Origin of the sequence: Xanthomonas sp. WCS2018Noco2-27, from assembly GCF_031843525.1 — a bacterium.
Classification (GTDB): Bacteria; Pseudomonadota; Gammaproteobacteria; order Xanthomonadales; family Xanthomonadaceae; genus Xanthomonas.
In genome coordinates, this window is the sequence record NZ_JAVTIK010000003.1 from 236,062 (window position 1) to 261,829 (window position 25,768).

Annotated in this window: 23 protein-coding genes and 1 tRNA gene; all 24 read left to right on the forward strand. The window is 63.4% G+C overall.

The window, feature by feature from the left end:
* Positions 1 to 55: 55 nt before the first annotated feature.
* Positions 56 to 2,434, forward strand: a complete 2,379-nt coding sequence (gene pheT, locus RQH86_RS08660; protein ID WP_311240297.1) for a phenylalanine--tRNA ligase subunit beta — start codon at positions 56 to 58, stop codon at positions 2,432 to 2,434.
* 21 nt (positions 2,435 to 2,455) lie between these two features.
* Entirely contained in the window at positions 2,456 to 2,755 is a 300-nt protein-coding gene (locus tag RQH86_RS08665) for an integration host factor subunit alpha (RefSeq protein WP_002811076.1), read from the forward strand.
* Positions 2,736 to 3,092 (forward strand): MerR family transcriptional regulator, encoded by a 357-nt coding sequence (locus tag RQH86_RS08670; protein WP_005995911.1) that lies wholly within the window; start codon positions 2,736 to 2,738, stop codon positions 3,090 to 3,092. Before RQH86_RS08665 ends, RQH86_RS08670 begins: the two co-directional genes overlap by 20 nt.
* 61 nt (positions 3,093 to 3,153) lie before the next feature.
* Positions 3,154 to 3,230: transfer RNA gene (locus RQH86_RS08675), tRNA-Pro, on the forward strand.
* Between the two features lie 472 nt (positions 3,231 to 3,702).
* On the forward strand, positions 3,703 to 4,401 hold the full coding sequence (locus RQH86_RS08680) for a polysaccharide biosynthesis/export family protein (protein ID WP_055851503.1): 699 nt from the start codon (positions 3,703 to 3,705) through the stop codon (positions 4,399 to 4,401).
* Positions 4,383 to 5,822: a GumC family protein gene (locus tag RQH86_RS08685; protein WP_311240296.1), complete on the forward strand. Its 1,440-nt coding sequence runs from the start codon at positions 4,383 to 4,385 to the stop codon at positions 5,820 to 5,822. The genes RQH86_RS08680 and RQH86_RS08685 overlap by 19 nt, the downstream gene beginning before the upstream one ends.
* 244 nt (positions 5,823 to 6,066) lie before the next feature.
* Positions 6,067 to 7,521: an undecaprenyl-phosphate glucose phosphotransferase gene (locus RQH86_RS08690; RefSeq protein WP_055851505.1), complete on the forward strand. Its 1,455-nt coding sequence runs from the start codon at positions 6,067 to 6,069 to the stop codon at positions 7,519 to 7,521.
* Between the two features lie 94 nt (positions 7,522 to 7,615).
* Positions 7,616 to 8,905, forward strand: coding sequence for a polysaccharide biosynthesis protein GumE (locus tag RQH86_RS08695; protein ID WP_311260574.1), 1,290 nt, complete (start codon positions 7,616 to 7,618; stop codon positions 8,903 to 8,905).
* Positions 8,902 to 9,987, forward strand: coding sequence for an acyltransferase family protein (locus RQH86_RS08700; RefSeq protein WP_311240516.1), 1,086 nt, complete (start codon positions 8,902 to 8,904; stop codon positions 9,985 to 9,987). The genes RQH86_RS08695 and RQH86_RS08700 overlap by 4 nt, the downstream gene beginning before the upstream one ends.
* Positions 9,988 to 10,051: 64 nt before the next feature.
* On the forward strand, positions 10,052 to 11,089 hold the full coding sequence (locus RQH86_RS08705; protein ID WP_311240519.1) for an acyltransferase family protein: 1,038 nt from the start codon (positions 10,052 to 10,054) through the stop codon (positions 11,087 to 11,089).
* Between the two features lie 67 nt (positions 11,090 to 11,156).
* Positions 11,157 to 12,299 (forward strand): glycosyltransferase family 4 protein, encoded by a 1,143-nt coding sequence (locus tag RQH86_RS08710; protein ID WP_115528106.1) that lies wholly within the window; start codon positions 11,157 to 11,159, stop codon positions 12,297 to 12,299.
* On the forward strand, positions 12,296 to 13,345 hold the full coding sequence (locus RQH86_RS08715) for a glycosyltransferase (protein ID WP_115528105.1): 1,050 nt from the start codon (positions 12,296 to 12,298) through the stop codon (positions 13,343 to 13,345). The genes RQH86_RS08710 and RQH86_RS08715 overlap by 4 nt, the downstream gene beginning before the upstream one ends.
* Positions 13,342 to 14,847, forward strand: a complete 1,506-nt coding sequence (locus RQH86_RS08720) for a lipopolysaccharide biosynthesis protein (RefSeq protein WP_311240515.1) — start codon at positions 13,342 to 13,344, stop codon at positions 14,845 to 14,847. Before RQH86_RS08715 ends, RQH86_RS08720 begins: the two co-directional genes overlap by 4 nt.
* Before the next feature lie 64 nt (positions 14,848 to 14,911).
* Entirely contained in the window at positions 14,912 to 16,117 is a 1,206-nt protein-coding gene (locus RQH86_RS08725) for a glycosyltransferase (RefSeq protein WP_055851524.1), read from the forward strand.
* A gap of 41 nt (positions 16,118 to 16,158) precedes the next feature.
* On the forward strand, positions 16,159 to 16,953 hold the full coding sequence (locus RQH86_RS08730) for a polysaccharide pyruvyl transferase family protein (protein WP_055851527.1): 795 nt from the start codon (positions 16,159 to 16,161) through the stop codon (positions 16,951 to 16,953).
* A 4-nt stretch (positions 16,954 to 16,957) separates the two neighbouring features.
* Positions 16,958 to 17,752: a WecB/TagA/CpsF family glycosyltransferase gene (locus RQH86_RS08735; RefSeq protein WP_311240514.1), complete on the forward strand. Its 795-nt coding sequence runs from the start codon at positions 16,958 to 16,960 to the stop codon at positions 17,750 to 17,752.
* A 35-nt stretch (positions 17,753 to 17,787) separates the two neighbouring features.
* A complete protein-coding gene (locus RQH86_RS08740; RefSeq protein WP_115528102.1) occupies positions 17,788 to 18,249 on the forward strand; it encodes a cupin domain-containing protein in 462 nt (153 codons plus the stop codon).
* 105 nt (positions 18,250 to 18,354) lie between these two features.
* On the forward strand, positions 18,355 to 19,368 hold the full coding sequence (locus tag RQH86_RS08745; protein ID WP_311240518.1) for a TraB/GumN family protein: 1,014 nt from the start codon (positions 18,355 to 18,357) through the stop codon (positions 19,366 to 19,368).
* 212 nt (positions 19,369 to 19,580) lie between these two features.
* Positions 19,581 to 20,612: a 3-oxoacyl-[acyl-carrier-protein] synthase III C-terminal domain-containing protein gene (locus tag RQH86_RS08750; protein ID WP_311240513.1), complete on the forward strand. Its 1,032-nt coding sequence runs from the start codon at positions 19,581 to 19,583 to the stop codon at positions 20,610 to 20,612.
* Positions 20,612 to 21,460, forward strand: coding sequence for an MBL fold metallo-hydrolase (locus RQH86_RS08755; protein WP_311240512.1), 849 nt, complete (start codon positions 20,612 to 20,614; stop codon positions 21,458 to 21,460). Before RQH86_RS08750 ends, RQH86_RS08755 begins: the two co-directional genes overlap by 1 nt.
* Entirely contained in the window at positions 21,457 to 22,416 is a 960-nt protein-coding gene (locus RQH86_RS08760) for an NAD(P)-dependent oxidoreductase (protein WP_311240511.1), read from the forward strand. The genes RQH86_RS08755 and RQH86_RS08760 overlap by 4 nt, the downstream gene beginning before the upstream one ends.
* Positions 22,407 to 23,561, forward strand: a complete 1,155-nt coding sequence (locus tag RQH86_RS08765; protein ID WP_311240510.1) for a glycosyltransferase — start codon at positions 22,407 to 22,409, stop codon at positions 23,559 to 23,561. The genes RQH86_RS08760 and RQH86_RS08765 overlap by 10 nt, the downstream gene beginning before the upstream one ends.
* Positions 23,482 to 24,150, forward strand: coding sequence for a hypothetical protein (locus tag RQH86_RS08770; protein ID WP_311240509.1), 669 nt, complete (start codon positions 23,482 to 23,484; stop codon positions 24,148 to 24,150). Before RQH86_RS08765 ends, RQH86_RS08770 begins: the two co-directional genes overlap by 80 nt.
* Entirely contained in the window at positions 24,140 to 25,426 is a 1,287-nt protein-coding gene (locus tag RQH86_RS08775) for a glycosyltransferase (RefSeq protein WP_311240508.1), read from the forward strand. The genes RQH86_RS08770 and RQH86_RS08775 overlap by 11 nt, the downstream gene beginning before the upstream one ends.
* The last annotated feature ends 342 nt before the right edge of the window (positions 25,427 to 25,768 follow it).

The following is a 25,768-nucleotide window of genomic DNA, read 5'->3' on the forward strand; positions in this document are numbered from 1 at the left end:
GAAGACCTCCCGCTGTTGCGATTCCCGATTCCCTATTCTCCATTCCCGGCTCTCCATGAAATTCTCTGAAAATTGGCTGCGTAGCCACGTTCCGATCCAGGCCTCGCGCGAGGAACTGGCCGCCACGCTGACGGCGATCGGTCTGGAAGTCGAAGACGTCACGCCGTTGGGTGAGGCGCTTGGTCAGGTGGTGGTGGCGCGCATCGTCGAGGCCATGCGTCATCCGGAAGCCGATCGCCTGCAGGTGTGCAGTGTCGATGCGGGGCAGGGCGAGTTGCTGCAGATCGTGTGTGGTGCGCCCAATGCGCGTGCCGGCCTGGTGGCGCCGTTGGCGCTGGTCGGCGCGCAGATCGGCGAGCTGACCATCAAGGCTGCGAAGCTGCGTGGCGTACCGTCCAACGGCATGTTGTGCTCGGCCAAAGAGCTGGGCCTGGATAGCGATGCGTCCGGCCTGTTCGAGTTGCCGGACGATGCGCCGGTGGGTCAAGCCCTTGCGGAGTATCTGGGCTTGCCGGATGCCAGCATCGAAATCAAGCTCACCCCCAATCGCGCCGACTGTTTCAGCGTGCGTGGCATCGCGTTCGACGTGGCTGCAGCATGCGCCAGCGAAGTGGTGGCCTTCGACGCCGTTGCGGTGCCGCCGGTGTCCACGCGGACGCTTGCGGTGGAATTGAATGCCGGCAAGGAGGCGCCGCGCTATTGCGGGCGTGTGATCGAAGGCATCGACCCGTTGGCGAAGACGCCGGTGTGGCTGGCCGAGCGTCTGCGTCGCAGCGGCGTGCGTCCGGTTTCGCTGCTGGTGGATATCACCCAGTACGTGATGCTGGAGCTCGGTCAGCCGATGCATGCCTTCGATCTGGATACCTTGCAGGGGCCGATCGGGGTGCGTCGTTCGCGCAGTGGCGAGCAGCTGGCGCTGCTGGATGGGCGTGAGGTCACGCTGGACGACAGTTTCCTGACCATCACCGATGCCGGCCGCCCGGTGGCGCTGGCAGGGTTGATGGGCGGGCTGGACACGCGCGTCACCGACAAAACGCGCAACGTATTCCTGGAGTCGGCGTATTTCGATCCGGCCGCGATCATGGGCCGTGGCCGCAAGTTCGGCCTGCATACCGATGCGGGCCATCGCTTCGAGCGCGGCGTGGATCCGGCGTTGCCGCCGCAGGCGATCGAAGTAGCCACACGCCTGGTGCTGGAACTGGCAGGCGGTACGCCGGGCCCGGTGGTGCATGCGCAACTGCCGGAGCATCTGCCGCAGCCCGCGCGCATTCTGCTGCGTCGCGCACGCATCGCGCGCGTGCTCGGCATCCACATCGACGACGCGGATGTCGTGCGCATTCTGAGTGCGCTCGGCATGCAGCTCGATGCGGTTTCCGAAGGCTGGCAGGTGGTTGCGCCGAGCCGTCGGTTCGATATCGCCATCGAAGAAGACCTGATCGAAGAGCTGGCGCGCATCCACGGCTACGATCGCGTGCCGACCACGCTGCCGGGCGGTGCCAGCCGGATCGCGATGCCCAGTGAAACCCAGCTCGACGAGCTGACGGTGCGCCGCCAGCTGGTGGCGCGCGAGCTGCAGGAGACCATCAATTACGCGTTCGTCGATGCGGCGTTGCTGCAGCGTTGGCAGTTGACTGACGGCCTGGTGCCGCTGGCCAATCCGCTCAGTGCCGAGCTGGCCATCATGCGTCCGCGCTTGCTGCCGGGCCTGGTCGCGACACTGGGCCGCAATGCTGCCCGTCAGGCCGGGCGGGTGCGGCTGTTCGAGCTGGGCAAGGTGTTTGCGGCTTCCGCACAGGCGGGCGCTGCCCCGCAGGAATCCCAGCATGTCGCCGCCGCGGTGTGTGGCGATGCGCTTGCGTTGCAATGGGGCGAGCCCGCACGCAAGGTGGATTTTCATGATGTGAAGGGCGACCTGATCGCGCTGGCAGCGGCCAGCGGCGCGGTGCTGGAGTTTCAGCCCTCCGCCCAGCCGTTCGGGCATCCGGGTCGGTCGGCCGATATCTATCGCGATGGCGTGTGCATCGGCTGGATCGGCCAGGTGCATCCGCGCCTGACCAAGGCGTTGGAAATCGACGTCGATGTGATCGCGTTCGAACTGCAGCTGGCGCCGCTGGTGCAGCGCGCCTTGCCGCGCGCCGGGGAGCTGTCGCGGTTCCCGTCGGTGCGCCGCGATCTGGCCTTCCTGGTGCCGGACGAGGTGAGTTGGGCGGCGTTGTCGGCCAGCGTGCAGACCGCGGTCGGCCCGTTGCTGCGCGAGGTGCAGCTGTTCGACCGGTACGTCGGGCAGGGGGTCGAGCCAGGTTTCAAGAGTCTGGCTATGGGCTTGATTTTGCAGGATAACTCGCGCACTCTCACCGACCGGGACGTGGATGCGGTCGTTACCGATGTGGTGGCCGTGATCGAGCGCGAGCACCGCGCCCGGATCCGGAGTTGAGGCGGTAACCAGGGGATTGGCATGGCATTGACGAAAGCGGAGATGGCCGAACGTCTGTTCGACGAGGTTGGTCTGAACAAGCGCGAGGCGAAGGAATTTGTCGACGCGTTTTTCGACGTGCTACGCGATGCGCTGGAGCAGGGTCGTCAGGTGAAGCTGTCGGGTTTCGGCAACTTCGATTTGCGGCGCAAGAATCAACGGCCCGGTCGCAATCCAAAGACCGGTGAGGAAATTCCGATCTCGGCCCGGACGGTGGTGACCTTCCGCCCTGGCCAAAAGCTCAAGGAACGGGTGGAGGCTTATGCTGGATCCGGGCAGTAATCGCGAACTACCGCCGATTCCGGCCAAGCGCTATTTCACCATTGGTGAGGTCAGCGAGCTGTGCGACGTCAAGCCGCATGTGTTGCGGTACTGGGAAACGGAATTTCCGAGCCTGGAGCCGGTCAAGCGACGCGGCAACCGCCGTTACTACCAGCGCCACGATGTGCTGATGGTCCGGCAGATCCGCGGCCTGCTCTACGAGCAGGGCTACACCATCGGCGGCGCGCGTCTGCGGCTGGAAGGCGATGGCGCTAAAAGCGAGTCGGCGCTGAGCAACCAGATCATCAAGCAGGTGCGCATGGAACTGGAAGAAGTCCTGCAGCTGCTTCGCCGCTAGGAAAACGTGTCGCAAAGCCGCTATAATCGCAGGCCGTCCTCGCGACGGGATGCAGCATCTTCGGGGTATAGCGCAGCCTGGTAGCGCACTAGTCTGGGGGACTAGTGGTCGTCGGTTCAAATCCGGCTACCCCGACCAAACATCGAGCCCATGTCCTTCCGACATGGGCTTTTTTGTTGCGTCGCAACATTGCATTTTTGTGTCCCTGCAGCGGTCGCTCACTATGTAGATCGGCATATCGCAGTGCAGCATGAACCGGACACGAGCGCCCGTTTATTTCGGTCCAGTTCGCTATGGACTTGGGTCACGGAACGATGCTAAGTGTCCGGAAACGTTCCAAATCATTAGCTTGAGATTAGAACGTGGATCACGGTTTTTTAACGCGACCACGACGAACTTGAATCAATAGGCCAACGCCGTCAAAAAAATGGCGTGTCATGCCTTGCGATGCGATCGTTCTGTGCCATAGTGCAGTGCAACACGCTGTACCTTTTCGTGATCCCGATGTTTCTGGGATGAATTTCTCTGTCGTACGTTCGTGCTGGCGCGTTGGCCGGTTGAATGCTGCGCGAGCTCCTGTCCCACCCAACCGAGGCAGCCAGCCATACGCATGAAGAAACTGATCGGACGATTCTGCCAAGGCCTCAGCCTGGCGTTGATCTGCTCGATGGCCCTGGGTGCTTGCAGCACCGGGAAGAACATGGCGTCGTCATTGCCGCTTCCCGATCCGCTGGCGATGTCCGCGGTGCAGCCCGAGTATCGACTCTCCCCAGGCGACCTGTTGCTGGTCAAGGTATTTCAGGTCGACGATCTGGAACGGCAGGTCCGCATCGATCAGAACGGCCACATCTCGCTGCCGCTGATCGGCGACGTCAACGCCGCCGGCATGGGTGTCGGCGAGCTGGAGAAGCTGGTCGCCGATCGTTACCGCGGCGGCTACCTGCAGAATCCGCAGGTGTCGGTGTTCGTGCAGGAATCCAATGGCCGTCGCGTGACCGTGACCGGCGCCGTCACCGAGCCCGGCATCTACCCGGTGATCGGTGCCAATCTGACGCTGCAACAGGCCGTGGCGCAGGCCAAGGGCGTCAGCACTGTGGCAAGCCGCGGCAATGTCATCGTGTTCCGCATGGTCAACGGGCAGAAAATGATCGCGCGTTTCGACCTGACCGAGATCGAGAAGGGCGCCAATCCGGACCCTGAAATCTACGGTGGCGACATCGTCGTGGTGTATCGCTCGGATGCGCGCGTCTGGTTGCGCACCATGCTGGAACTGACCCCCTTAGTGATGGTGTGGCGCGCTTACCGATGAGTATGAATTCCGACAATCCTTCCTCGCCGTCGCAGCGTCATGGGCATCTCGAACTGGCCGACGTCAGCTTGCTCGACTACTGGCGTGCTCTGGTGTCGCAGCGCTGGCTGATCATCCTGATCACGATCGCCGCCGTGCTGCTGGCGCTGGTGATCACCTTCCTGATGCCGGAAAAGTATCGCGCCACCAGTACGCTGCAGATCGAGCGCGATTCGCTCAACGTGGTGAACGTCGACAACCTGATGCCGGTCGAGTCTCCGCAGGATCGCGACTTCTACCAGACCCAGTACCAGCTGCTGCAGAGCCGTTCGCTGGCACGTGCGGTGATTCGCGAAGCCAAGCTCGATCAGGAGCCGGCGTTCAAGCAGCAAGTCGAAGATGCACTGGAAAAGGCAGCCGCCAAGAATCCGGAAGCGGGCAAGTCGGTGGACTCGCGTCAGGCGATCATCGAGCGCAGCCTCACCGACACCTTGCTGGCAGGCCTGGTGGTCGAGCCGATCCTCAATTCGCGCCTGGTCTACGTCAATTACGATTCGCCGGACCCGGTGCTTGCGGCGAAGATTGCCAACACCTATCCGAAGGTGTTCATCGTGAGCACGCAGGAGCGCCGCATGAAGGCGTCTTCGTTTGCGACCAAGTTTCTTGCCGAGCGCCTGGAGCAGTTGCGCGACAAGGTGGAAGACTCGGAAAAAACGCTGGTTGCGTACTCGACCGATGAGCAGATCGTCTCCGTAGGCGACGACAAGCCGTCGTTGCCGGCGCAGAACCTGACCGACCTCAATGCGTTGCTGGCGTCGGCGCAGGATGCGCGCATCAAGGCCGAGGCCGCCTGGCGTCAGGCCGCCACCGGCGATGCGATGTCGTTGCCGCAGGTGTTGAGCAGCCCGCTGATCCAGACCTTGCGCGGGGAGCAGGTGCGTTTGACCAGCGAGTATCAGCAGAAGCTGTCGACCTTCAAGCCGGATTACCCGGAAATGCAGCGCCTGAAAGCGCAGATCGAAGAGTCGCGCCGTCAGATCAATGGTGAGGTCGTCAACGTTCGCCAGTCGCTCAAGGCGACCTACGACGCGTCCGTGCATCAGGAGCAATTGCTCAACGAACGCATTGCCGGTCTGCGCACCAACGAACTCGACCTGCAGAGCCGCAGCATCCGCTACAACATGCTCAAGCGCGACGTCGATACCAACCGTCAGCTCTACGATGCGCTCCTGCAGCGCTACAAGGAAATCGGTGTGGCGAGCAATGTCGGCGCCAACAACGTGACCATCGTCGACACTGCAGATGTGCCTACGTCGAAGACTTCGCCGAAACTCAAATTGAACCTCGCGTTAGGCTTCATCTTTGGCGTATTCCTTGGGTTGGCTGTGGCGCTTGTGCGTTACTTCCTGCGGGGCACCGGGCCGGAAACACGATTGAACTGACATCGTGATGTTGCAAAACAGTGGTTAATTAAAGTGACAACCGATTCAGCGTAGAAAAAGTCGGATCCCGTATGTTTCGGGCTCCCTCGTTTTGAAAGTTTGTCTCTGTTGAAACAAAGGGCTGTCGAGTGATCTGGGGTCGGTAGGTATTACCGCGGTGATCGCTCGACGGAGATGATTGAAAGCTCGCGTGCGATTCGTATGTTCCCCCGCATGCGCCGTATCGAGTTTGGAGGACATCCCCATGCTTTTGGCAGACTTGAGTAGCGCGACGTACACCACATCCTCGCCGCGATTGTTGTCCAAGTACTCGGCGGCAGCCGATCTGGTGCTGCGTGTGTTCGACCTGACCATGGTGGTCGTGTCGGGCCTGATCGCATACCGCATCGTGTTCGGCTCCTGGGTCCCGGCAGCGCCGTATCGGGTCGCAATCGCCACCACGCTGTTGTATTCGGTAATCTGCTTTGCGCTGTTTCCGCTGTATCGCAGCTGGCGCGGCCGCGGATTGTTGAGCGAGCTGATGGTGCTGGGCGGTGCCTTCGGCGGCGTGTTTGCGCTGTTTGCGGTGCATGCGCTGATCGTGCAGGTTGGAGAGCAGGTCTCGCGCGGCTGGATCGGTCTGTGGTTCGTTGGCGGCCTGGCGTCGCTGGTGGCGGCACGCACCTTGTTGCGCGGCTTCCTGAACCACCTGCGTGCGCAGGGCGTTGACGTCCAGCGCGTGGTGGTCGTCGGTCTGCGCCATCCGGTGATGAAGATCAATCATTACCTGAGCCGCAATCCGTGGGTCGGGATGAACCTGGTCGGTTACTTCCGTACGCCGTACGACATCGCCGTGACCGAGCAGCGCCAGTCGCTGCCGTGCCTGGGCGAACCGGATGCACTGATCGATTACCTGAAGGAAAATCAGGTCGAGCAGGTGTGGATTTCGCTGCCGCTGGGCGAGCGCGACCATATCAAGCAGCTGCTGCAGCGTCTGGACCGTTATCCGATCAACGTGAAGCTGGTGCCGGATTTGTTCGACTTCGGTCTGTTGAACCAGTCCGGTGAGCAGATCGGCAACACGCCGGTGATCAACCTGCGTCAGGGCGGTGTCGATCGCGATAATTACTTCGTGGTTGCCAAGGCGCTGCAGGACAAGATCCTGGCCGTGATCGCGCTGATGGGCCTGTGGCCGCTGATGGCTGCGATTGCCGTCGGCGTCAAGATGAGCTCGCCGGGTCCGGTGTTCTTCCGCCAGCGTCGTCACGGTCTGGGCGGTCGCGAGTTCTACATGTTCAAGTTCCGCTCGATGCGCGTGCATGACGATCATGGCACCACCATCCAGCAGGCGACCAAGAACGACACCCGCATCACCCGTTTCGGTGCGTTCCTGCGGCGCAGCAGCCTGGATGAGTTGCCGCAGATCTTCAATGTGCTGGGTGGCAGCATGTCGATCGTGGGCCCGCGCCCGCACGCCGCGCAGCACAACACGCACTACGAAAAGCTGATCAACCATTACATGCAGCGTCATTACGTCAAGCCGGGCATCACCGGTTGGGCGCAGGTCAATGGCTTCCGTGGCGAAACCCCGGAGCTGCGGACGATGAAGAAGCGTATCCAGTACGACCTGGACTACATCCGTCGTTGGTCGCTGTGGCTGGATATCCGCATCATCGTGCTGACTGCAGTGCGCGTGTTCGGACAGAAGACCGCGTACTGATGATGGCGGGGAGCGTGCGACCTGGCGCGTCAGGCGTCGCGGGCGGCTGCAGTGCAGCCGCCCCTCTCAAGCAGGCGTGTGCATGCTGATCCGAATGAGCGAGGAAACCCGCGTTCGCTGGCATAACCTGCTGATCGAACTGACGCTGCTGGTCGGCGTGGGCTACAACCTGGTGCTGGCGCTGATCAACGCGAACGTGTTCACCGTGCGTCCGGTGATCACCTACGCTGTCGAGTTCATGATCTACGCGGCCTGCTTCCTGCTGGGCCTGGGCTCGCTGAGCCGTAAACGCATTGCGCTGATCATCAGCGGGCTTGGATTGATCGTGCTGCTGATGTTCGTGCGGTTCCTGGTGAACTGGCAGATCGATCCGAAATTCTTTCGCGATGCCCTGGTGGTGTTCGCGTTTGTGGTGCTGGGCTCTGCCTATACCGGCTCGGTGCCCAAGTTGTTCATCCGCATGACCATCATCGTCTCGCTGGTTGCCGCGTTTGAGCTGGCAATGCCGAGGGCCTACGGCGACCTGGTCAATCCGAAGAGCTTCTTCGTCAACGCGCGTGGCATGAGCGCCGAAGGGTTCTGGAACGAAGACAGCAATTTGTTCGTCAGCGCCACGCGGCCGGGCGAACGCAACTTCCTGCCAGGTTCCAATCTCCCGCGCGCCTCCTCGATGTTCATCGAGCCGGTGACGATGGGCAACTACATCTGCTTCTTTACCGCCATCGTGCTGGTGTTCTGGCGTTGGATGCGGCCGGCGGCGCTGGTCTTGTCGGTGGGGTTGATCGGTTTCATGATCGTCGCCTCGGATGGACGATTGGCGGCGGGCACCTGCGTGCTGATGGTGTTGCTGACGCCGCTATTGAAACGCCTGGATCAGCGATTGGCGTTTCTGGTGTTCTTGCTGGTGATCATGAGTGCGTGGCTGCTGGTGTGGATCACCGGGATCACGGCCTACCAGGACACCACCATGGGCCGGATATTTTTCACCGTTTACTCGATGAACAACCTGTCGTTCGAGTCCTGGCTGGGGCTGGATTTTGCGCAGGCCTACCGTTACTTCGACAGCGGCATTTCGTACTTCATCGCGTCGCAGTCGATCGTCGGGGTGCTGGCGTTCCTGTTGTCGTATTCGTTCCTGCTGCTGATGCCGAGCAAGGAAGGCCAGCTGTTCAAGAACCTGGCCATCTTCGCTTTTGCGCTGAGTCTGCTGGTGTCCAACGGCTACTTTTCGATCAAGACCTCGGCGCTGTGGTGGTTCGTGTGCGGCTGCCTGTGGCATATGCGTCCGACCTGGTCTGCGTCGGCGGTCTCCGCTGCTTCGATCAAGGATGATCCAACGGTTGATGGCGCGCAGTTGCCATTGCCTGCGGGAGCGGGGCGATGAGTTCGGCCGCAGCGTCGTCGTCGGTCGCGTCTGATTCCGGCGTGCGGATCGCAGCCGGCGGGAAGGCCCGCGATCCGCGGATCGATGCGGCCAAGGCCATCGCGATCTTGCTGGTGGTGTTCTGCCATGCCAAGGGCGTGCCGCATGACATGACCTTGTTTGCCTACAGCTTCCACGTGCCGCTGTTCTTTTTGGTGTCTGGCTGGTTGGCCGCTGGCTATGCGTCGCGTACCACCAGCATGGCGCAGACGATCACCAAGCAGGCGCGCAGTCTGCTACTGCCGTATGTCACGTTCTATCTGTTGGGCTACGCGTACTGGCTGCTGACCCGCAATATCGGTGAGAAGGCCGCGCGCTGGGGAAGTCACCCGTGGTGGGAGCCGATCGTGTCGCTGTTTACCGGGATCGGTCCGGATCTGTATGTGCAGCCGCCGCTGTGGTTTTTGCCGGTGATGCTGGTCACTGTGGTGAGCTACGTATTGCTGCGCCGCTTGCTGCCGCCGCTGGCGATTGCGGCGGCGGGATTGGTGCTGGCGTGGTTCTGGATGAACTGGTTCCCGGCGCAGGGAGTGCGGCTTTTTTTCGGGCTCGATGTGCTACCGGTGTCGTTGTGCTTCTACGCGCTGGGCGCGCTGTTGATTTACGTGTCGCCGCGTCTACCGACTTCGCTGCCGGTCAGTGCGCTGGTGACCGTTGCATTGGCGCTTGCGGTGGCGTGGCTGGCGCAACGTAACGGGCGTATCGACGTCAACATGCTCGGCTTCGGCCGCGACCATGCCGTATTCCTGCTCAGTGCGGTGCTGGGATCGTTGATGGTGATCTGTGCGGCGCGGCTGGTGCAGAGCTGGAGCTGGGTACAGTGGATCGGCCGCAATACCTTGCTGATCCTGTGCACGCATATGCTGGTGTTCTTCGTGCTGTCCGGTGTTGCCGCGGTGGCGGGCGGATTCGGTGCAGGGCGGCCGGGCCTGGGTTGGGCGGTCTTCGTGACGGTGTTCGCGCTGGTCGCGTGCGTACCCATGCGCTGGTTGTTGATGCGTTTTGCTCCCTGGGCCTTGGGTGCGCGCACGGTGGCGGCATGACCGGCGCCGCGGCATGACGACTGCTCCGTATCCCCCGCAAGCCGGACACGACAAAACCGTGCCAATGCCCGGTCGCGCGCCGGCGCTGGCCCGCGATTGGCAGATCGATGCGGCAAAGGCGCTGGCCATCGTGCTGGTGGTGCTGGGGCACGCGAGCGGCATGCCGCCTGCCTACAAACTGTTCGCCTACAGCTTCCATGTGCCGTTGTTTTTTGTGCTTTCCGGCTGGGTCGGCGAGCGCTTCGGACGTCGCGGGTTGAATGTGTCGACGGTGAAAAAGCTGGCGCGGACGTTGTTGGTCCCGTACCTGGCGTTCTTCCTGGTGGCATATAGCCTGTGGCTGCTGACGGCCGTGCTCAATCATGCGTTCCAGCAGCCGGGCGCACGGGCGTGGTGGGACCCTTTCCTTGGCGTGTTCTGGGCCAACGGCACGCGCCTCTACGTGCTGCCGGCGTTGTGGTTCTTGCCGGCGTTGTTTGTCACAACGCTGACCTACATTGCATTGCGTGCACGTTTGAGCACGACGGTGGTAGCGGCGCTCAGCTTGCCGATCGCACTGGCATGGGCGGGATGGTTTCCTTCGTTGCAGCTGCGCTTGCCACTCGCGTTGGACGTGTTGCCGATCGCCTTGTTCTTCATCGCGGTGGGTGGCTGGCTGTCGCGTTTTGCCGATGCGCTGCGCGCGCTTCCGGCATGGGTGTGGGCGTTGGCGCTGCCGGTCGTCGCAACGGCATGGTGGCTGCTGGCCGGAGCGAACGGGCAGGTGGACGTGAACAACCTGCTGTTCGGGCAATCGGCTGCACTGTTCCTGCTGGTGAGTCTGTTGGGGACTGCGATGACGCTATGCGTCGCGTATTTCGTCCGGCACTGGCAGTGGGTGCAGTGGATCGGCACTAACACCTTGTTGATTCTGTGCACGCATACGCTGGTGTTCCTGGTGGTCACCAGTGTGGTTGCGCGCACCGGGGTCATCGATCGCGGGCTCATTGGTACGCCGGCGTGGGCGATGGTGCTCAGCGCATTCGCGATCGCCTGCGCGGTGCCGATGCGCGCGGTGCTGGTGCGTGCTGCGCCATGGATGTTGGGGTTGAAGAGTCAATGACGAATTTCAAGAATCATCAGCTGTCGCGGCACATGCGTGCGCGTCACTGGCACAGGAGATTGGCGTAATGAAAGTGGTGCATGTCGTCCGCCAATTCCACCCCTCGATCGGGGGCATGGAAGAAGTCGTTCTCAATGTTGCCCGCCAGCATCAGGCCAACAGCGCCGACACGGTGGAAGTAGTGACACTGGATCGCGTGTTCACCGACCCAGGTGCGCAGCTTGCGCCACAGGAAACCTATCAAGGTTTGCCGATCCGCCGGATTGGCTATCGTGGTTCGTCGCGCTATCCGTTGGCGCCATCGGTACTTGGTGCGATTGGGTCCGCCGATGTGGTGCATCTGCACGGAATCGATTTTTTCTACGACTATCTGGCAGTGACCAAACTGCTGCACGGCAAGCCGATGGTGGTGTCCACACACGGTGGGTTCTTCCATACCGCGTATGCGTCGCGGATGAAGCAGCTGTGGTTCCAGACACTCACGCGCACCTCGGCGTTGGCGTATTCGCGGGTGATCGCAACCAGCGAAAACGATGGCGATCTATTTGCCAAGGTGGTGTCGCCGGCACGCTTGCGGGTGATCGAAAACGGCGTGGACGTGGAGAAATATGCGGGGCAGGGTGCGGCCACTCCGGGTCGGACGATGCTGTATTTCGGGCGCTGGTCGGTCAACAAGGGGCTGATCGAAACGCTGGAGCTGCTGAAGGCGATGCTTGCGCGCGATCCGCACTGGCAGCTGATCATCGCCGGCCGCGAATACGATCTGAATGAAGCCGACTTGCGCAAGGCGATTGCCGAGCGCGGGTTGCAGGATAAGGTGCAGCTGAGCATGTCGCCGTCGCAGGAACAGCTGCGCGCCTTGATGCAGCAGGCGCAGTTCTTCGTCTGCCTGTCGCGCCACGAAGGGTTTGGCATTGCCGCGGTCGAGGCGATGAGCGCGGGCCTGATTCCCATCCTCAGCGATATTCCGCCGTTCGTGCGGCTGGCCAGCGAGTCGGGGCAGGGCGTGATCGTCAACCGCGACAGGATCGAAGCGGCGGCCGATCAGGTGCAGGCGCTCGCACTCACGGCCGATGGCGACTTCGCAACGCGTCGTGCGGCATCGATGGCCTATGTGAGCCGCTACGACTGGAAGCATGTGGTGGGGCGCTACATCGACGAGTACCACACTGCGCTGGGCACGCCGCGCCCGCAGGAGACGCCGCGATGAGCGCGCTTGCATCTGCATCAATGACACGTGCGGCGGCCAAGCCGCAGGTCACGGTGCTGTTCTCCACCGAAAAACCCAATGCCAGCACCAACCCGTATCTGACCCAGCTCTACGACGCGTTGCCCGATGCAGTGCAGCCGCGCTTCTTTTCGATGCGCGATGCCTTGCTGTCGCACTACGACGTGCTGCATCTGCATTGGCCCGAATACCTGCTGCGCCATCCCAGTGCCGTGGGTACGCTGGCCAAGCAGCTTTGCGCGGCGTTGTTGCTGCTGAAGTTGCAGGTCACCGGTACGCCGGTGGTGCGCACCTTGCACAACCTGGCTCCGCACGAAGATCGTGGTTGGCGCGAACGTAGCCTGTTGCGCTGGACCGATCGTCTGACGCGCCGCTGGATCCGCATCAATGCCACCACGCCGGTGCGCCCGCCGTTTACCGACACCATCCTGCATGGCCACTACCGCGACTGGTTTGCGACGATGCCGCAAGGCACCACGGTGCCAGGGCGGTTGCTGCACTTCGGTCTGATTCGTCCGTACAAGGGCGTGGAAACGCTGCTGGAGGTCGTGCGCGAGGTCAGCGACCCACGCGTGAATCTACGCATCGTCGGTAACCCGGCCACGCCGCAGATGCGCACACTGGTGGAAGAAGCCAGTGCGCAGGATCCGCGCATCAGCGCATTACTCGCCTATGTCGAAGAGCCGGTGCTGGCACGCGAGGTCAGCGAGGCCGAGCTGGTGGTGTTGCCGTACCGACAGATGCATAACTCGGGCACGTTGCTGCTCGCATTGTCGTTGGCGCGCCCGGTGCTGGCGCCGTGGAGCGAATCCAATGCGGCGATTGCCGAAGAAGTGGGGCCGGGCTGGGTGTTTCTGTACGAAGGCGAGTTCGATGCGGCGCTGTTGACCGGCATGTTGGATACGGTGCGCGCCGCACCGCGCGGGCCGGCACCGGATCTGTCGCAACGCGATTGGCCGCGCATCGGGCAGCTGCATTACCGCACCTACCTCGAAGCGCTGGGCAAGGATGGAGACGCCGCGCTGTGACCGCAGAAACCCCCACGACGTCTTCTCCCACACCGCCGCCGCAACGCAGCCTGGGCTCGCGTGCTGCCGGCGGCGCGGCGGTGACCATGCTGGGCCAGTCGGCCAAGATGGTCGTGCAGTTCGGCGGCATCATCCTGCTGGCGCGGTTGCTGACACCCTACGACTATGGGTTGATGGCGATGGTCACCGCGATTGTCGGTGCAGCCGAGATCCTGCGCGATTTCGGCTTGTCGGCGGCCGCCGTGCAGGCCAAACACGTCAGCCGCGAACAACGCGACAACCTGTTCTGGATCAATAGCGGTATCGGCCTGGTGCTGTCGGTGGTGGTGTTCGCCTCGGCGCATGTGATCGCCAATTTCTACAAAGAGCCGGCGCTGGTCACGATCTCGCAAGCGCTTGCGGTGACGTTCCTGATCAACGGCATGACCACGCAATACCGCGCGCATCTGAGCCGTGGGTTGCGCTTCGGGCAGGTGGCGCTGAGCGATGTGGGCTCGCAAGTGCTGGGGTTGGGCGCGGCCGTTGCCGCTGCGCTGCTGGGCTGGGGCTACTGGGCATTGGTGGTACAGCAGGTGGTGCAGGCGGTGGTCAACCTGGTGATCGCGGGCAGCTGCGCACGTTGGCTGCCCGGTGGCTATCGACGCGACGCGCCGATGCGCGATTTCATGAATTTCGGCTGGAACCTGATGGCCGCGCAGTTGCTGGGCTATGCCAGCCGCAATGTGGGGCAGGTGATCATCGGCTGGCGCACCGGGCCCGATGCGTTGGGTCTGTACAACCGCGCGTTTCAGCTGTTGATGATGCCGTTGAACCAGATCAACGCACCGGCGACCAGCGTGGCGTTGCCGGTGCTGTCGCAGTTGCAGGACGACCGCGAGCGTTTCAGTGCATTCCTGCTGCGTGGGCAGACGGTGATGGTGCACCTGATCGTGGCGCTGTTCTCGTTCGCCTGTGCGGTGGCGATGCCGTTGATCGTGCTGGTGCTTGGCGAACAATGGCGCGAGGCAGTGCCGTTGTTCCAGGTGCTCGCACTGGGCGGTATTTTCCAGACCGCGTCCTACGCTACATATTGGGTGTTCCTGGCGCGCGGTTTGATGCGCGAGCAGTTGCTGTTCTCGCTGGTCAGCCGCATCGTGTTGATCGCCTGCATCTTCGTCGGTTCGCGTTGGGGCGCGATGGGGGTCGCGGTCGGCTACTCGTTCGGGCTGCTGGTGACCTGGCCGATGTCGCTGATCTGGGTCGGCAAGGTTTCCGATACGCCGGTGGGCGTGCTGTTCACCAACGCGGTACGCGCGATGGTGGCGTATGGCGTTGCCGGCGGCTGCGCGTATTACGTCTCGATCACCGTTGGCGGCCCGCTATGGCAGCAATTGGCCGCAGGCGCAGCGGCGATGGCTGCAGTGTGCCTGCTGATGCTGGGTATCTGGCCGTCGTTCCGTCGCGACGTGATCTCCATCGTCAACATCCGCAAGTTGCTGAGTCAGGCCAAGGCACGTCGATGAGATCGACACCGTCTTCGCCTGCATTCGGGCATGCTTTCTCCCACTCATTCATAGGACACGGCCCATGAGCGACACACCCGCCGCCGCTGCTTCCGGTATTCGCCGGCCTTGCTATCTGGTCTTGTCCGCACACGATTACCGTACGCCACGCCGCGCCAACATCCACTTCATCACCGATCAGCTCGCGCTGCGTGGGACGACGCGATTTTTCTCGCTGCGTTACAGCCGGCTGTCGCGGATGAAGGGCGATATGCGGCTGCCGCTGGATGACACCGCCAATACCGTGGTGTCGCACAAGGGTGTGGAGTGCTATCTCTGGCGCACCACGGTGCATCCGTTCAATACGCGCAGGGCGTGGCTGCAGTCTGTGGAAGATGCGATGTTCCGCTGGTATGCCGCACATCCGCCGAAGCAGTTGCTGGACTGGATGCGCGAGGCAGATGTCATCGTGTTCGAAAGCGGCATTGCCGTGGCCTTTATCGAGCTCGCCAAGCGCATCAATCCGACCGCCAAGCTGGTGTATCGCGCCTCCGATGGATTGAGCACCATCAACGTCGCCTCCTATATCGAACGCGAGTTCGACCGGGTTGCGCCCACCCTGGACGTCATCGCGCTGGTGTCGCCGGCCATGGCCGAAGAAGTTGCAAGCCGCGATAACGTCTATCACGTCGGGCATGGTGTGGATCACAACCTGGATCAGCTGGGCGACCCATCGCCGTACGGCGAAGGAATCCACGCGGTGGCGGTAGGGTCGATGTTGTTCGACCCGGAATTCTTCGTCGTTGCCAGCAAGGCGTTTCCGCAGGTCACGTTTCATGTGATCGGGTCGGGCATGGGCCGCCACCCGGGCTATGGCGATAACGTCGTCGTTTATGGTGAAATGAAGCACGTCGAGACGATCGGCTACATCAAGCACGCGCGGTTCGGCATCGCGCCGTATGCGTCGGAGCAGGTGCCGGTGTACCTGGCCGATAGCTCGATGAAGCTGTTGCAGTACGACTTTTTCGGCTTGCCCGCGGTGTGTCCGAATGCGGTGGTCGGGCCGTACCAGCAGTCGCGCTTTGGCTACACGCCCGGCAATGCCGATTCGATCGTCGCTGCAATCGGGCAGGCGCTGGACGCGCCGCATGTACGTTACCGCCAATGTTTGAACTGGTCCGACACCACCGACCGTGTGCTGGATCCAGCCGCGTATCCGGAAACCCGTTTGTATCCGCAGCACACCGGCGCCGCCGCGCGTGCTTCCTCGGAGGCCGCGCTCTCGCATTGATGCAGCGCACCTCACCCGTTTGAGACAGGAGACCCTTCTTTATGGCCAACGCTTTGCTGCAGAAGTGGATAGAACACGCAGAACGTCGCGCATTGTTCTGGTGGCAGCCGAAAAACGCTGGCGTCAACATGGGGGATCACCTGTCCAAGGTGATTGTGTCCTGCGCGCTCTCCTTGCAAGACAAGACCCTGATCGAGAAGCGCGATCTCAGCAAGAAGCTCATCGCGATCGGCTCAGTGCTGCATTTTGCCAAAGACGGCGACACCGTCTGGGGCAGCGGCATCAACGGCAAGATTCCGGCCGAGCGCAATACCTTCAGCACGCTCGACGTGCGTGCAGTGCGCGGGCCCAAGACCCGTCAATTTCTACTGGACCGTGGCATCGCGGTGCCGGAAGTCTATGGCGACCCGGGTTTGCTGACCCCGATGTTCTTCCCGGCCGAGGCATTGGGCGCGGTGGAAAAGCGTCCGTTTGCGATCGTTCCGCATTTCAACGAGCCGGTCGAAAAGTACAGCGCGTACGCAGACCACCTGGTGTTTCCCAACGTCAAGCCGGCAACGTTCATGAGCCAGCTGCTGGGTGCCGAGCTGGTGGTCAGCAGTTCGCTGCACGGCCTGATTCTTGCTGAAGCCTATGGCATTCCGGCGGTGTATCTGGACTGGGGCAATGGCGAAGACCGCTTCAAGTATGACGATTACTACTACGGCACCGGACGCACGCAGTGGCACTCGGGCAACAACGTCGAAGAGTGTCTGAAACTGGGCGGCAACGGCGCGTTCGATCTGGAAAAACTGCAGGCCGGTTTGCTGGCTGCATTCCCCTACGACCTTTGGTGATTCGATGATGCAGGGCCAGCGTGTGGACAGTGACACAACGACCGTTGCCGCCGTCGCCACGCCGCCGGGCGTGGTGATTCCACTGGGCGGGTTTCCGGTGTTGTCCACCACGCAGGAGGCATTCGCGCTGGATCTGTTTCATGCAGTGGCCGCGCGACAGCCACGCCGTGTGTTCTTCGCCAACACCAATTTTGTGGTGCAGTGCCAGGCGCTACGGATGCGCATGCGTGAGCCCAGCGTGCGGATCGTCAACGACGGCATCGGGATGGATCTGGCGGCGCGGCTGATTCATGGCCGCCGCTTTGCCGGCAACCTCAATGGCACCGATCTGATTCCGTATCTGTGTCGCGAGGCTGCGCAACCGCTCAAGTTTTTCCTGTTGGGTGGACGCCCTGGCGTGGGCAAGACTGCGGCGGCGACCTTGACCGATAGGTTGGGCCAGCAGGTGGTCGGCATGTGCGATGGCTACGGCGAATTTGCCGCGGCGGGCGAAGGTCTGGCCGAGCGCATCAACCGTTCCGGTGCCGATGTGCTGCTGGTCGCGTTCGGAAATCCGCTGCAGGAGCGCTGGATTCTCGATCACAGCCAGGCGCTGCATGTGCCGCTGGTGTTCGGCGTCGGTGCGCTGCTCGACTTTCTGTCCGGCACCGCCAAGCGTGCGCCCGATTGGGTGCAGCGTCTGCATCTGGAATGGATGTACCGGTTGCTCCACGAGCCGCGCCGTCTGCTCAAGCGCTATAGCTGGGACCTGCTGGTGTTCTTCCGTACCTGTCTGCGCGCGGGCAAGCACCTGCCCTGATGCATGGCGGCGGCGTCTGGGCTTAGCATGCACGCATGCATCCGACTGCCGCCGCCCTGATCCGCTCGCTCGACCTGTCGCCGCATCCGGAAGGCGGGCACTTTCGCCGCGTGTATGCCTCCGAGCGTCAGGTCAGCGACAACGGCCGGCTCCGCCCTGCGCTGACCGCGATCCGTTTTTTGCTCGCTGCCGGCGAATGCAGTGCCTGGCACCGCGTCGATGCCGAGGAAAGCTGGCATTGGCAACAAGGCGATGCGCTGGAATTGCTGATTTACGACGAGGCCAGCGGGCAGCTGCAGCGCTTGATTCTGGACGCCGCCGACCGTGGCGAACCGATGCAGGTGGTTCCCGCAGGGCAGTGGCAGGCGGCACGTTCGCTGGGCGACTTCACCCTGGTGGGTTGCACGGTGTCGCCGGGATTCGTGTGGGAGGGATTTGCGCTGCTCGACGCCACCTCGCCATTGGCTACCCACCTGGCAACACGCGCTCCCCGCTGATCGATCGCGGCTGATCGATCGCGGCGCCGCGTGCGGCCGAACGCTTCCCTAACGCGGCGCGTGCGGGCTTGGCGTACTGTCCGCCTCAAACAGGGGCGACATGTGATGCGATACAGGGCAACGTTATGGGGCGCCGGCTTGATGCTGGCATCGATGCTGGCGACGGCCAGCGAGACCGCGGCTCAAACAGCGGCCGCGCCACCGCCGGTGGTCGACCTGGAGGCGATGGTGGTGCGCGGCGTGCAGCCCGGCCCGGGCTTGTGGAAGGTCAGCAAGGGCGATCACGTGTTGTGGATCCTCGGCACCTTGTCGCCATTGCCGAAACGGCTGCAATGGCAGTCGGCCGAGGTGGAAACCATCATCGGCCAGTCCCAGCAGGTACTGATGGCGCCAACCGTGCAGGTCGATGCAGACATGGGCTTCTTCGGCAAGCTGACCTTGCTGCCATCGGCGATGAAGGCGATGAAGAACGAAGACGACCGCGAACTGCGCGATGTGTTGCCTGCCGATCTCTATGCGCGCTGGACTGTGGCCAAGGCGCGCTACATCGGCAGCGATCGTGGCGTGGAGCGCAAACGCCCGATGCTGGCGGCCGGCGAGTTGTATCAGGCGGCGATCAAGCGCTCCGGCCTGGCCCGTTCGCCGGTGATCTGGTCGGTGGTGGAACGCGCCGCCAAGCGCGCAGGCATCAAGCCCACGCCAACCGCGCTGGACTACAAGATCAAGGACCCGCGTCAGGCGCTCAAGGAGTTCCGTGCCGGCGGCATGGACGACACCGCCTGCTTTCGCAGCATCCTGGTGACGGTGGAGCGCGATCTGCCGACCATGGTCGAGCGTGCCAACGCCTGGTCGGTGGGCGATATCGAGGCCTTGCGTCAATTGCCGCGCGAAGATCCGCAAGCGGCCTGCATGAGCGCGATGGCCAGCTCCGGCGCCGCCAGAAAACGCGGCATCGACGATCTGGAGCGGCGCATGCGCGAACATTGGCTCGGCATCGCCACCACCGCGCTGCAACGCAATCGCAGCACCTTCGCGGTACTGCCGATCAGCCGCATGACCACGCCGGACGGCTATCTGGCGCGATTGCAGGCGCTGGGGTACGAGGTAGAGGCGCCTTGAGCGACCGCCATCGCGCATGAGCTCGTCGTAGAGCTGCCGGCGGGCGAGGGGGCAATCAGTGATTGCGACGTGCGGCGCTGGTAGCAGTGCACCGGCTCATCAGCCGCCGCCGGGCGGCAGTCGAGCGACCGCTGTTTCGGTCATCGTTCGTTCGTGCGCATCGCCGCTTCATCGCTGTCACCTTGGGTTAGGCCAGCCCCGCCAGCCACGGTATGCTGCGCGCCTTGTTCACTGAGAGCTCCGCGTTGAACGCACTGCCGCTGCGCATCCTCGGTACCGGGCGCCACCTCCCGGCCAGGGAAGTCACTTCGCACGCGCTGGACGCGCGCTGGCAGTTGCCGGCCGGCACCACCTTTGCGCGCCTGGGTGTCGCCACGCGCCATTACGTCGGCGAGGGCGAGACCGCATCGTCGATGGGGGCCGCCGCCGCGCAGCAGGCATTGGCCAACGCGGGCATCGACAGCAGCCAGATCGATTGCCTGATCTCTGCCTGCAGCGTGATGGAGCAGCCCATCCCCTGCCAGGCGGTGTTGATCCAGCGCGCATTGGGGCTGGGCGATTCCGGCATCCCTGCCTTCGATGTCAATGCAACCTGCCTGAGCTTTGTGGTTGCGCTGGACATGGCCGCCAATGCGCTGGCGCTGGGCCGCTACCAACGCGTGCTGATCGTCTCCAGCGAAGTGGCATCGGCCGGTCTGGACGAGGCAGTACCGGCCACCGCCGGTCTGTTCGGCGATGGCGCTGCGGCCGTGGTGGTCGGGCGTAGCAGCGCTGACGATAGCTCTGCCTTGCTGTCCAGTCGCCTGTCCAGTTACGGCAGCGGCGCAGATGTATGCCGCATTCGCGGGGGCGGTACCCGCGCACCGCATGACCAAGACAGCGCGCCCGATGCGTCGCGCGCATTCTGGATGGATGGGCGCAGCGCCTACCGCTTTGCGGCGCGGCATCTGCCGGCATTCTGGGAACAGTTGTTGCACGATGCCGGCATCACCGCGGCGCAACTGCGTTACCTGGTGCCGCATCAGGCCTCCGGTGGTGGCCTGGATCACGTGGTGCGCGCGCTGGGGCTACGCAGCGATCAGGTCGTGCGCATCCTGCACGCCACCGGCAACCAGGTGGCCGCTTCGCTTCCGCATGCCTTGCATCACGCCTGCGTCGATGGGCAATTGCAGCGTGGCGACGTGTTCGCGCTACTCGGCACCGGCGCCGGTCTGGCGATCGGCGGCATGGTGTTGCGCTACTGATGCGCGTGCGCGTTTCTCTCGAGCTGTTGCGCGTCGGCCACTGCCGGCATTGCGAGCGCATGGTGCGTGCGGACGGCCATTGGCATGCGGTGGAATTTCCCGCGTTGAGTGTGTTGATCCGGCATCCGCAGCGCGGGGCGATGCTCTACGACACCGGCTACGCCACGCATTTTTTCCAGGCCACCGATCCCTGGCCGGAGCGTCTGTATCGCTGGACCACCCCGGTGACCTTGCCCACGCACGAAACCCTGCGCGCGCAGCTGGCACGGCGCGACGTGCAGTTGGACGATATTGCCTGGTGCCTGATTTCGCATTTTCATGCCGACCACGTAGGCGGTTTGCGCGATCTGCCGAACGCACGCTTCCTCTGTCTGCGTGCGGACTACCAGCAGCTGCGCAGTTGCTCGCGCCTGGGGGGATTGCGTCGTGCCTTGCTGCCGCAGCTACTGCCGGAGGATTTCGATCAACGCTTGCAGTTTGCCGAGCAGGCGCCGCAGCGCGAGCTGAGCGGCGCCTGGAAGGGCCTGGGCACGGCATACGATCTGTTCGAAGACGGCAGCGTGCTTGCCGTGCCGCTGCCCGGCCACGTACCCGGGCAAATGGGCCTGTGGCTACGCGACCAGCATGATCGCGAGGTATTGCTCTGCGCAGATGCGGTGTGGTCGTCGGCCACCTGGGCAACATTGCAGTGGCCGGCGTGGCCCACGCGTTTGCTGATGCACGACTGGAGCGCTTTCCAGCGCACCGTGCAGCAGTTGCATGGGTTGTCGCAGGCGCATCCTGAGTTGGCGATCCTGCCCTCGCACTGCCAACCCAGTCTTGACCGTTACCAACCGGAGTGGCGATGAGCCTGCGCATTCTCGTGACCGGCGCATCCGGTTTTGTCGGCGGCTCCTTCATGCGCCGTTTCCAGGGACAACCCGATGTGGAGATTCACGGCATCGGGCGTCGTGCCAGCGAATTACCCAACTATCACCGCATCGATCTGAGCCAACCGTTTTCGCTGGACTGGCAGCCGGACGTGGTGATCCACGCGGCGGCACTGGCATCCCCGTGGGGGAGTCGCGCGCAGTTCCAACTGCACAACGTGCAGGCCACCGCCAATGTCATCGATTTCTGCATGCGCAACGGCTGCCCACGCTTGCTGTACGTGTCCTCCAGCTCGGTGTTTTACCGCGAGGCGCATCAATACGATCTGGATGAAGACAGCCCCATCGGCCCGCACTTCGTCAACACGTACGCCCACACCAAATACCTCGGCGAAACCTTGCTGGAGCGCTATCCGGGGCAGGCATCGGTGTTGCGCCCGCGCGCGGTATTCGGACCGGGCGACACGGTGCTGTTCCCACGCGTGATTGCCGCTGCGCGCAAGGGCGCGTTGCCGCGCTTTGTCGGCCAGACCCAGCCGGTGATCGGCGATCTGATCTATATCGACACGCTCTGCGACTACCTCTACCGCGCGGCCACGGCACCGCAGCTGCAGCGCGCCTACAACCTCACCAACGCGCAGCCGGTGGATCTGCAGCAAACGGTGCTGGATGTGCTGGCGCGCCTGCAACTGCCGTTGCCGCAACGCGAAGTGCGCATCGGCACCGCGCTGCGTATGGCCAGCGTGGTGGAAGGTCTTTATCGCGTGCTGCGGTTGCGCGGCGAGCCGCCGATCACGCGGTTCGGCGTCGGTGCGTTTGCCTACTCCAAGACCTTCAATCCGCAACGCATGCTTGCCGATCTGGGGGCGCCCAGCGTGGGCGTGGAGGAGGGTATCGAGGCCTTCGTGCGCTGGCAGGCGGCGCAGTGGGTGTAGCCGTGCTCGCATTGGCCGCGCTGTATCTGAGCCTGCTGGTGGTGAAGGCGGGCGCGGCGCTGTGGGTCATGCGTGACGCGCGCGCACGGCCAGCACGCGGTCTTGCCGGTACCCAGGCAGAGGTGGCGATCCTGCAGCCGATTCTGGGCGGTGACGCGCATTTGCAGAGTGTGCTGGCGGCCAATCTGCAGGCGCTGCCGCATGCGCAGTTCTATTGGTTGCTGGACGCGGACGATGCGGCGGGAAACACGGTCGCAGATGCGCTGATCATGCAGTATCCGCAGGTGCGCATTACCCGGATGCTGGTGCCTGCGGCGCCGGCCAGCATCAATCCCAAGGCGTGGAAGCTCGAGTACGCCCTTGCCCAGGTGCATGCGCCGATCTGCCTGATCCTGGACGACGATGCGCAGCTGAGCGAAGCCGCGCTGGTGCAGCTATTGCAGGATCTGAGCGACGCCGACGTGGTGACTGCGTTGCCGTATTACTGCGACAACGACACCTTGGCAGGCCGCCTGCTGTCGCAGTTCGTCAACAACAATGCCGTGCTTACCTATCTGGGCTGGCTGCCATTCGCGGCGCCGTTGACCATCAACGGCATGTGCTACGCCGCGCGCACGGCGCAACTGCGTGCCTGGGGCGGTTTTGCCACGTTGCTGGAGCAACTGACCGACGATTTGGCGGTTGCCACGCTGGTCCGCGCACGCGGTGGGCGGCTGTGGCAATCCACTGCGCCGGTGGCGATGCGCACCGCGATGCCGGATCTGCACAGCTACGCGCGGCAGATGCATCGCTGGATGTTGTTCGCCTTGATCCTGCTTCGGCAACAACGTGCGCGCACGCGTAGCGCCATCGGCATCTTGCAGGGCTTGCCGCCGTTGTTGCTGGTTGCCATGTTGATCGGCGCCTGCGTGTGGCCTTCGTGGCCGGTGGGGGTAGGCGTGGTCGTCACGTTATTGCTGCGCGCAGTGCTGCTCTGCGCTGTGCAATGGCGTACGACCGGTGCGATGCGCCATCGCCCGCTGTTATCGCTCTGCGCCGAGTGTCTGCAACCGCTGCATCTGCTGCATGCCGCATTGGTGCGTACCATTCGCTGGCGCACCCGCCGATACCGTGTGTTGTCGAACGGGTGCTTTCGTGCGGAGTGACGCCGCGCTGCTGCAGATCGCCTTCCTGACCGGGCAAAGCGACCCGGCACGTTGCGCCTTGAGTGCAGAACAACACGAATTTCTGCACGCGCTGCAAGGCGCGCGCCGACGACTGATCGCGTGCAATTACCCGTACTGGCCGGACAGTGCTCCACACCGGCGCACGCCGCTATGGCGTGCGAGTCTGTCCAACGCGCGCCACTATCTGCAGGCGCGTGCCGGTCGCGTTGCAGAGGCTGATCGCGCGAGGGTCAGTGCACTGCTGCAGCAGATGCCGATGACGGTGCTGCTGGCCGGCAGTTGCGGGCTGCAGTTGCTGACCGCACTGCAGTTGCCGCACGCGCTACGTGCGCGGCTGGCCGTGTTTGCGTACGGCCCGGTCTGTCGGACGCCTGCTGCATTCGGTCACGTGCGCGTAGTGCAAGGGCAGGGCGATCGGATCTCGCGCGCGCTGTTCGATGGTGCGGTTGAGCTGACGCCGGCCTGCGGTCATATGGATTATTTGCGCGATGCAGCGGTGCTTGCCAGCTGCCAGGCCTTTGTTGCCGAGGTCGAGCAGCATGTGCAAAGCGGCGCAGATGCGGATTGATCTGATCGCGCCGCCTTATAGCGGCCATCTGCATCCGATTCTGGCCATTGCGCGTCAGCTCGCGGCCCGGCACGACGTCCACGTCATCAGCACGCCGGCGGCGCAGGCGCGTATCGCTGCCTGCGGGGTGTACGCGGCAAGCGTGCTGGACGCGCAGGCCGATCGCGTCTTGATGCAGATCGCCAACCCGCCACACGCCGTGGGACATCACCCGTTGCGTCTACGCCGACAGCTGCACGATGCGCTCGGCCTGATGGCAGGTGTGGGCACTGCATTGCAGCAGCGCTGGAGCGAGCGACGGCCGGATCTGGTGATCGTCGATTTCACCCTGCCCAGCGCCGGGCTGACAGCGCAGGCCATGGGGATTGCGTGGTGGACCAGCATGCCGTCGCCCTGCGTGATCGAAACCCATGATGGCCCGCCCGCCTATTTTGGTGGGTTGCTGCCTGCAACCAGCATGCGTCAGCGTGTCTGGCATGGGTTGGCGCGGCGGCTTACGCGCGGATTCAAGCGCAGCTTGCATGCCTGCTATCGGCACCAGATGCGTGCCTGCGGCTTGCTGGCGCTCTACCGCAGCGATCGCAGTGAGGCGGTGTATTCGCCGCAGTGCATTCTGGCGTTGGGGCTGCCGTCGTTCGAATTCGCGCAGCGCTGGCCGGCGGCGCTGCGCTTTGTCGGGCCGCAGTTGTGCACGCCGCCATCGACCGTGGCGGCTCCCGAATTCGTCCCTGGTCATCGCCATGTGCTGATCACGTTGGGCACGCATCTGCAATGGGTCAAGCAGCGCATGGATGGCGTGCTGCGCGCGCTGGCGCCGCAGTTTCCCGAGGTGATCTTTCACTTCAGCGATGGCGATACAACCGCGCCGCACCAGCATGCGCAGGGCAGTTATCGGCGCCTGCCGTATGTGGATTACGCGCAGCATCTGCATCGCTACGATCTGGTCGTGCACCACGGTGGTGCCGGCATTTTGTATGCCTGCCTGGCCGCGGGATTGCCGTCGATCGTGTATCCGCTGGACTACGACCAGTTCGATCACGCTGCGCGTCTGCAGGTGGCAGGTGCCGCAACGTGGCTGCGCGAGCTGAGTGCATTGCCGCAGGTGCTGGGCGCGGCGCTGGCGGCTGCCGGTCCGCTCGCGGGCGTGCTGCGTTTGCAGACGGAGTTGCAGCAGATCGCGGCGCAAGCGCGCATCGTGCGGCTGGTGGAGACCTTCGCGCAGACGGGAACTGTGCCGAGCGACGACGGCATCGACGGCACTGCAGCCCAGGTGTGATGCATCGCGTGCGTTGATCTTGCAGGTGCACTGCGCAGTGGTGCAGCTGCTGATGAAAGCGATGCTTCCTTTAATGCGTAAGCCTCAGCGCTGTCGCTGCGGATGCCGGTGATCGAGTCGCGCAGGGTCTGCAAGCGGCCTTGCGCCTGCATAGCGAACCGGGGCGATATATCCGTCGTCGCGCAGGCGTCGCATCGAGATCATCCATCGCACGCTGGACACAGCACACACAGAACGCATCGCGCGCCTTGGCGTGGCTAACACACTGATGCGAGCAATCGTCGTTCGGCCAAAATCAGCGAGCAGGTCGCGCACAAACGGGTCACCTGAAATCGCAACTAT

Coding starts and splice junctions, on each gene's coding strand:
- pheT (WP_311240297.1), top strand. CDS start 56: ATGAAATTCTCTGAAAATTGGCTGCGTAGCCACGTTCCGATCCAGGCC.
- RQH86_RS08665 (WP_002811076.1), top strand. CDS start 2,456: ATGGCATTGACGAAAGCGGAGATGGCCGAACGTCTGTTCGACGAGGTT.
- RQH86_RS08670 (WP_005995911.1), top strand. CDS start 2,736: ATGCTGGATCCGGGCAGTAATCGCGAACTACCGCCGATTCCGGCCAAG.
- RQH86_RS08680 (WP_055851503.1), top strand. CDS start 3,703: ATGAAGAAACTGATCGGACGATTCTGCCAAGGCCTCAGCCTGGCGTTG.
- RQH86_RS08690 (WP_055851505.1), top strand. CDS start 6,067: ATGCTTTTGGCAGACTTGAGTAGCGCGACGTACACCACATCCTCGCCG.
- RQH86_RS08695 (WP_311260574.1), top strand. CDS start 7,616: ATGAGCGAGGAAACCCGCGTTCGCTGGCATAACCTGCTGATCGAACTG.
- RQH86_RS08700 (WP_311240516.1), top strand. CDS start 8,902: ATGAGTTCGGCCGCAGCGTCGTCGTCGGTCGCGTCTGATTCCGGCGTG.
- RQH86_RS08705 (WP_311240519.1), top strand. CDS start 10,052: ATGCCCGGTCGCGCGCCGGCGCTGGCCCGCGATTGGCAGATCGATGCG.
- RQH86_RS08710 (WP_115528106.1), top strand. CDS start 11,157: ATGAAAGTGGTGCATGTCGTCCGCCAATTCCACCCCTCGATCGGGGGC.
- RQH86_RS08715 (WP_115528105.1), top strand. CDS start 12,296: ATGAGCGCGCTTGCATCTGCATCAATGACACGTGCGGCGGCCAAGCCG.
- RQH86_RS08725 (WP_055851524.1), top strand. CDS start 14,912: ATGAGCGACACACCCGCCGCCGCTGCTTCCGGTATTCGCCGGCCTTGC.
- RQH86_RS08730 (WP_055851527.1), top strand. CDS start 16,159: ATGGCCAACGCTTTGCTGCAGAAGTGGATAGAACACGCAGAACGTCGC.
- RQH86_RS08735 (WP_311240514.1), top strand. CDS start 16,958: ATGATGCAGGGCCAGCGTGTGGACAGTGACACAACGACCGTTGCCGCC.
- RQH86_RS08740 (WP_115528102.1), top strand. CDS start 17,788: ATGCATCCGACTGCCGCCGCCCTGATCCGCTCGCTCGACCTGTCGCCG.
- RQH86_RS08745 (WP_311240518.1), top strand. CDS start 18,355: ATGCGATACAGGGCAACGTTATGGGGCGCCGGCTTGATGCTGGCATCG.
- RQH86_RS08750 (WP_311240513.1), top strand. CDS start 19,581: ATGCTGCGCGCCTTGTTCACTGAGAGCTCCGCGTTGAACGCACTGCCG.
- RQH86_RS08755 (WP_311240512.1), top strand. CDS start 20,612: ATGCGCGTGCGCGTTTCTCTCGAGCTGTTGCGCGTCGGCCACTGCCGG.
- RQH86_RS08760 (WP_311240511.1), top strand. CDS start 21,457: ATGAGCCTGCGCATTCTCGTGACCGGCGCATCCGGTTTTGTCGGCGGC.
- RQH86_RS08770 (WP_311240509.1), top strand. CDS start 23,482: ATGCCGCATTGGTGCGTACCATTCGCTGGCGCACCCGCCGATACCGTG.
- RQH86_RS08775 (WP_311240508.1), top strand. CDS start 24,140: ATGCGGATTGATCTGATCGCGCCGCCTTATAGCGGCCATCTGCATCCG.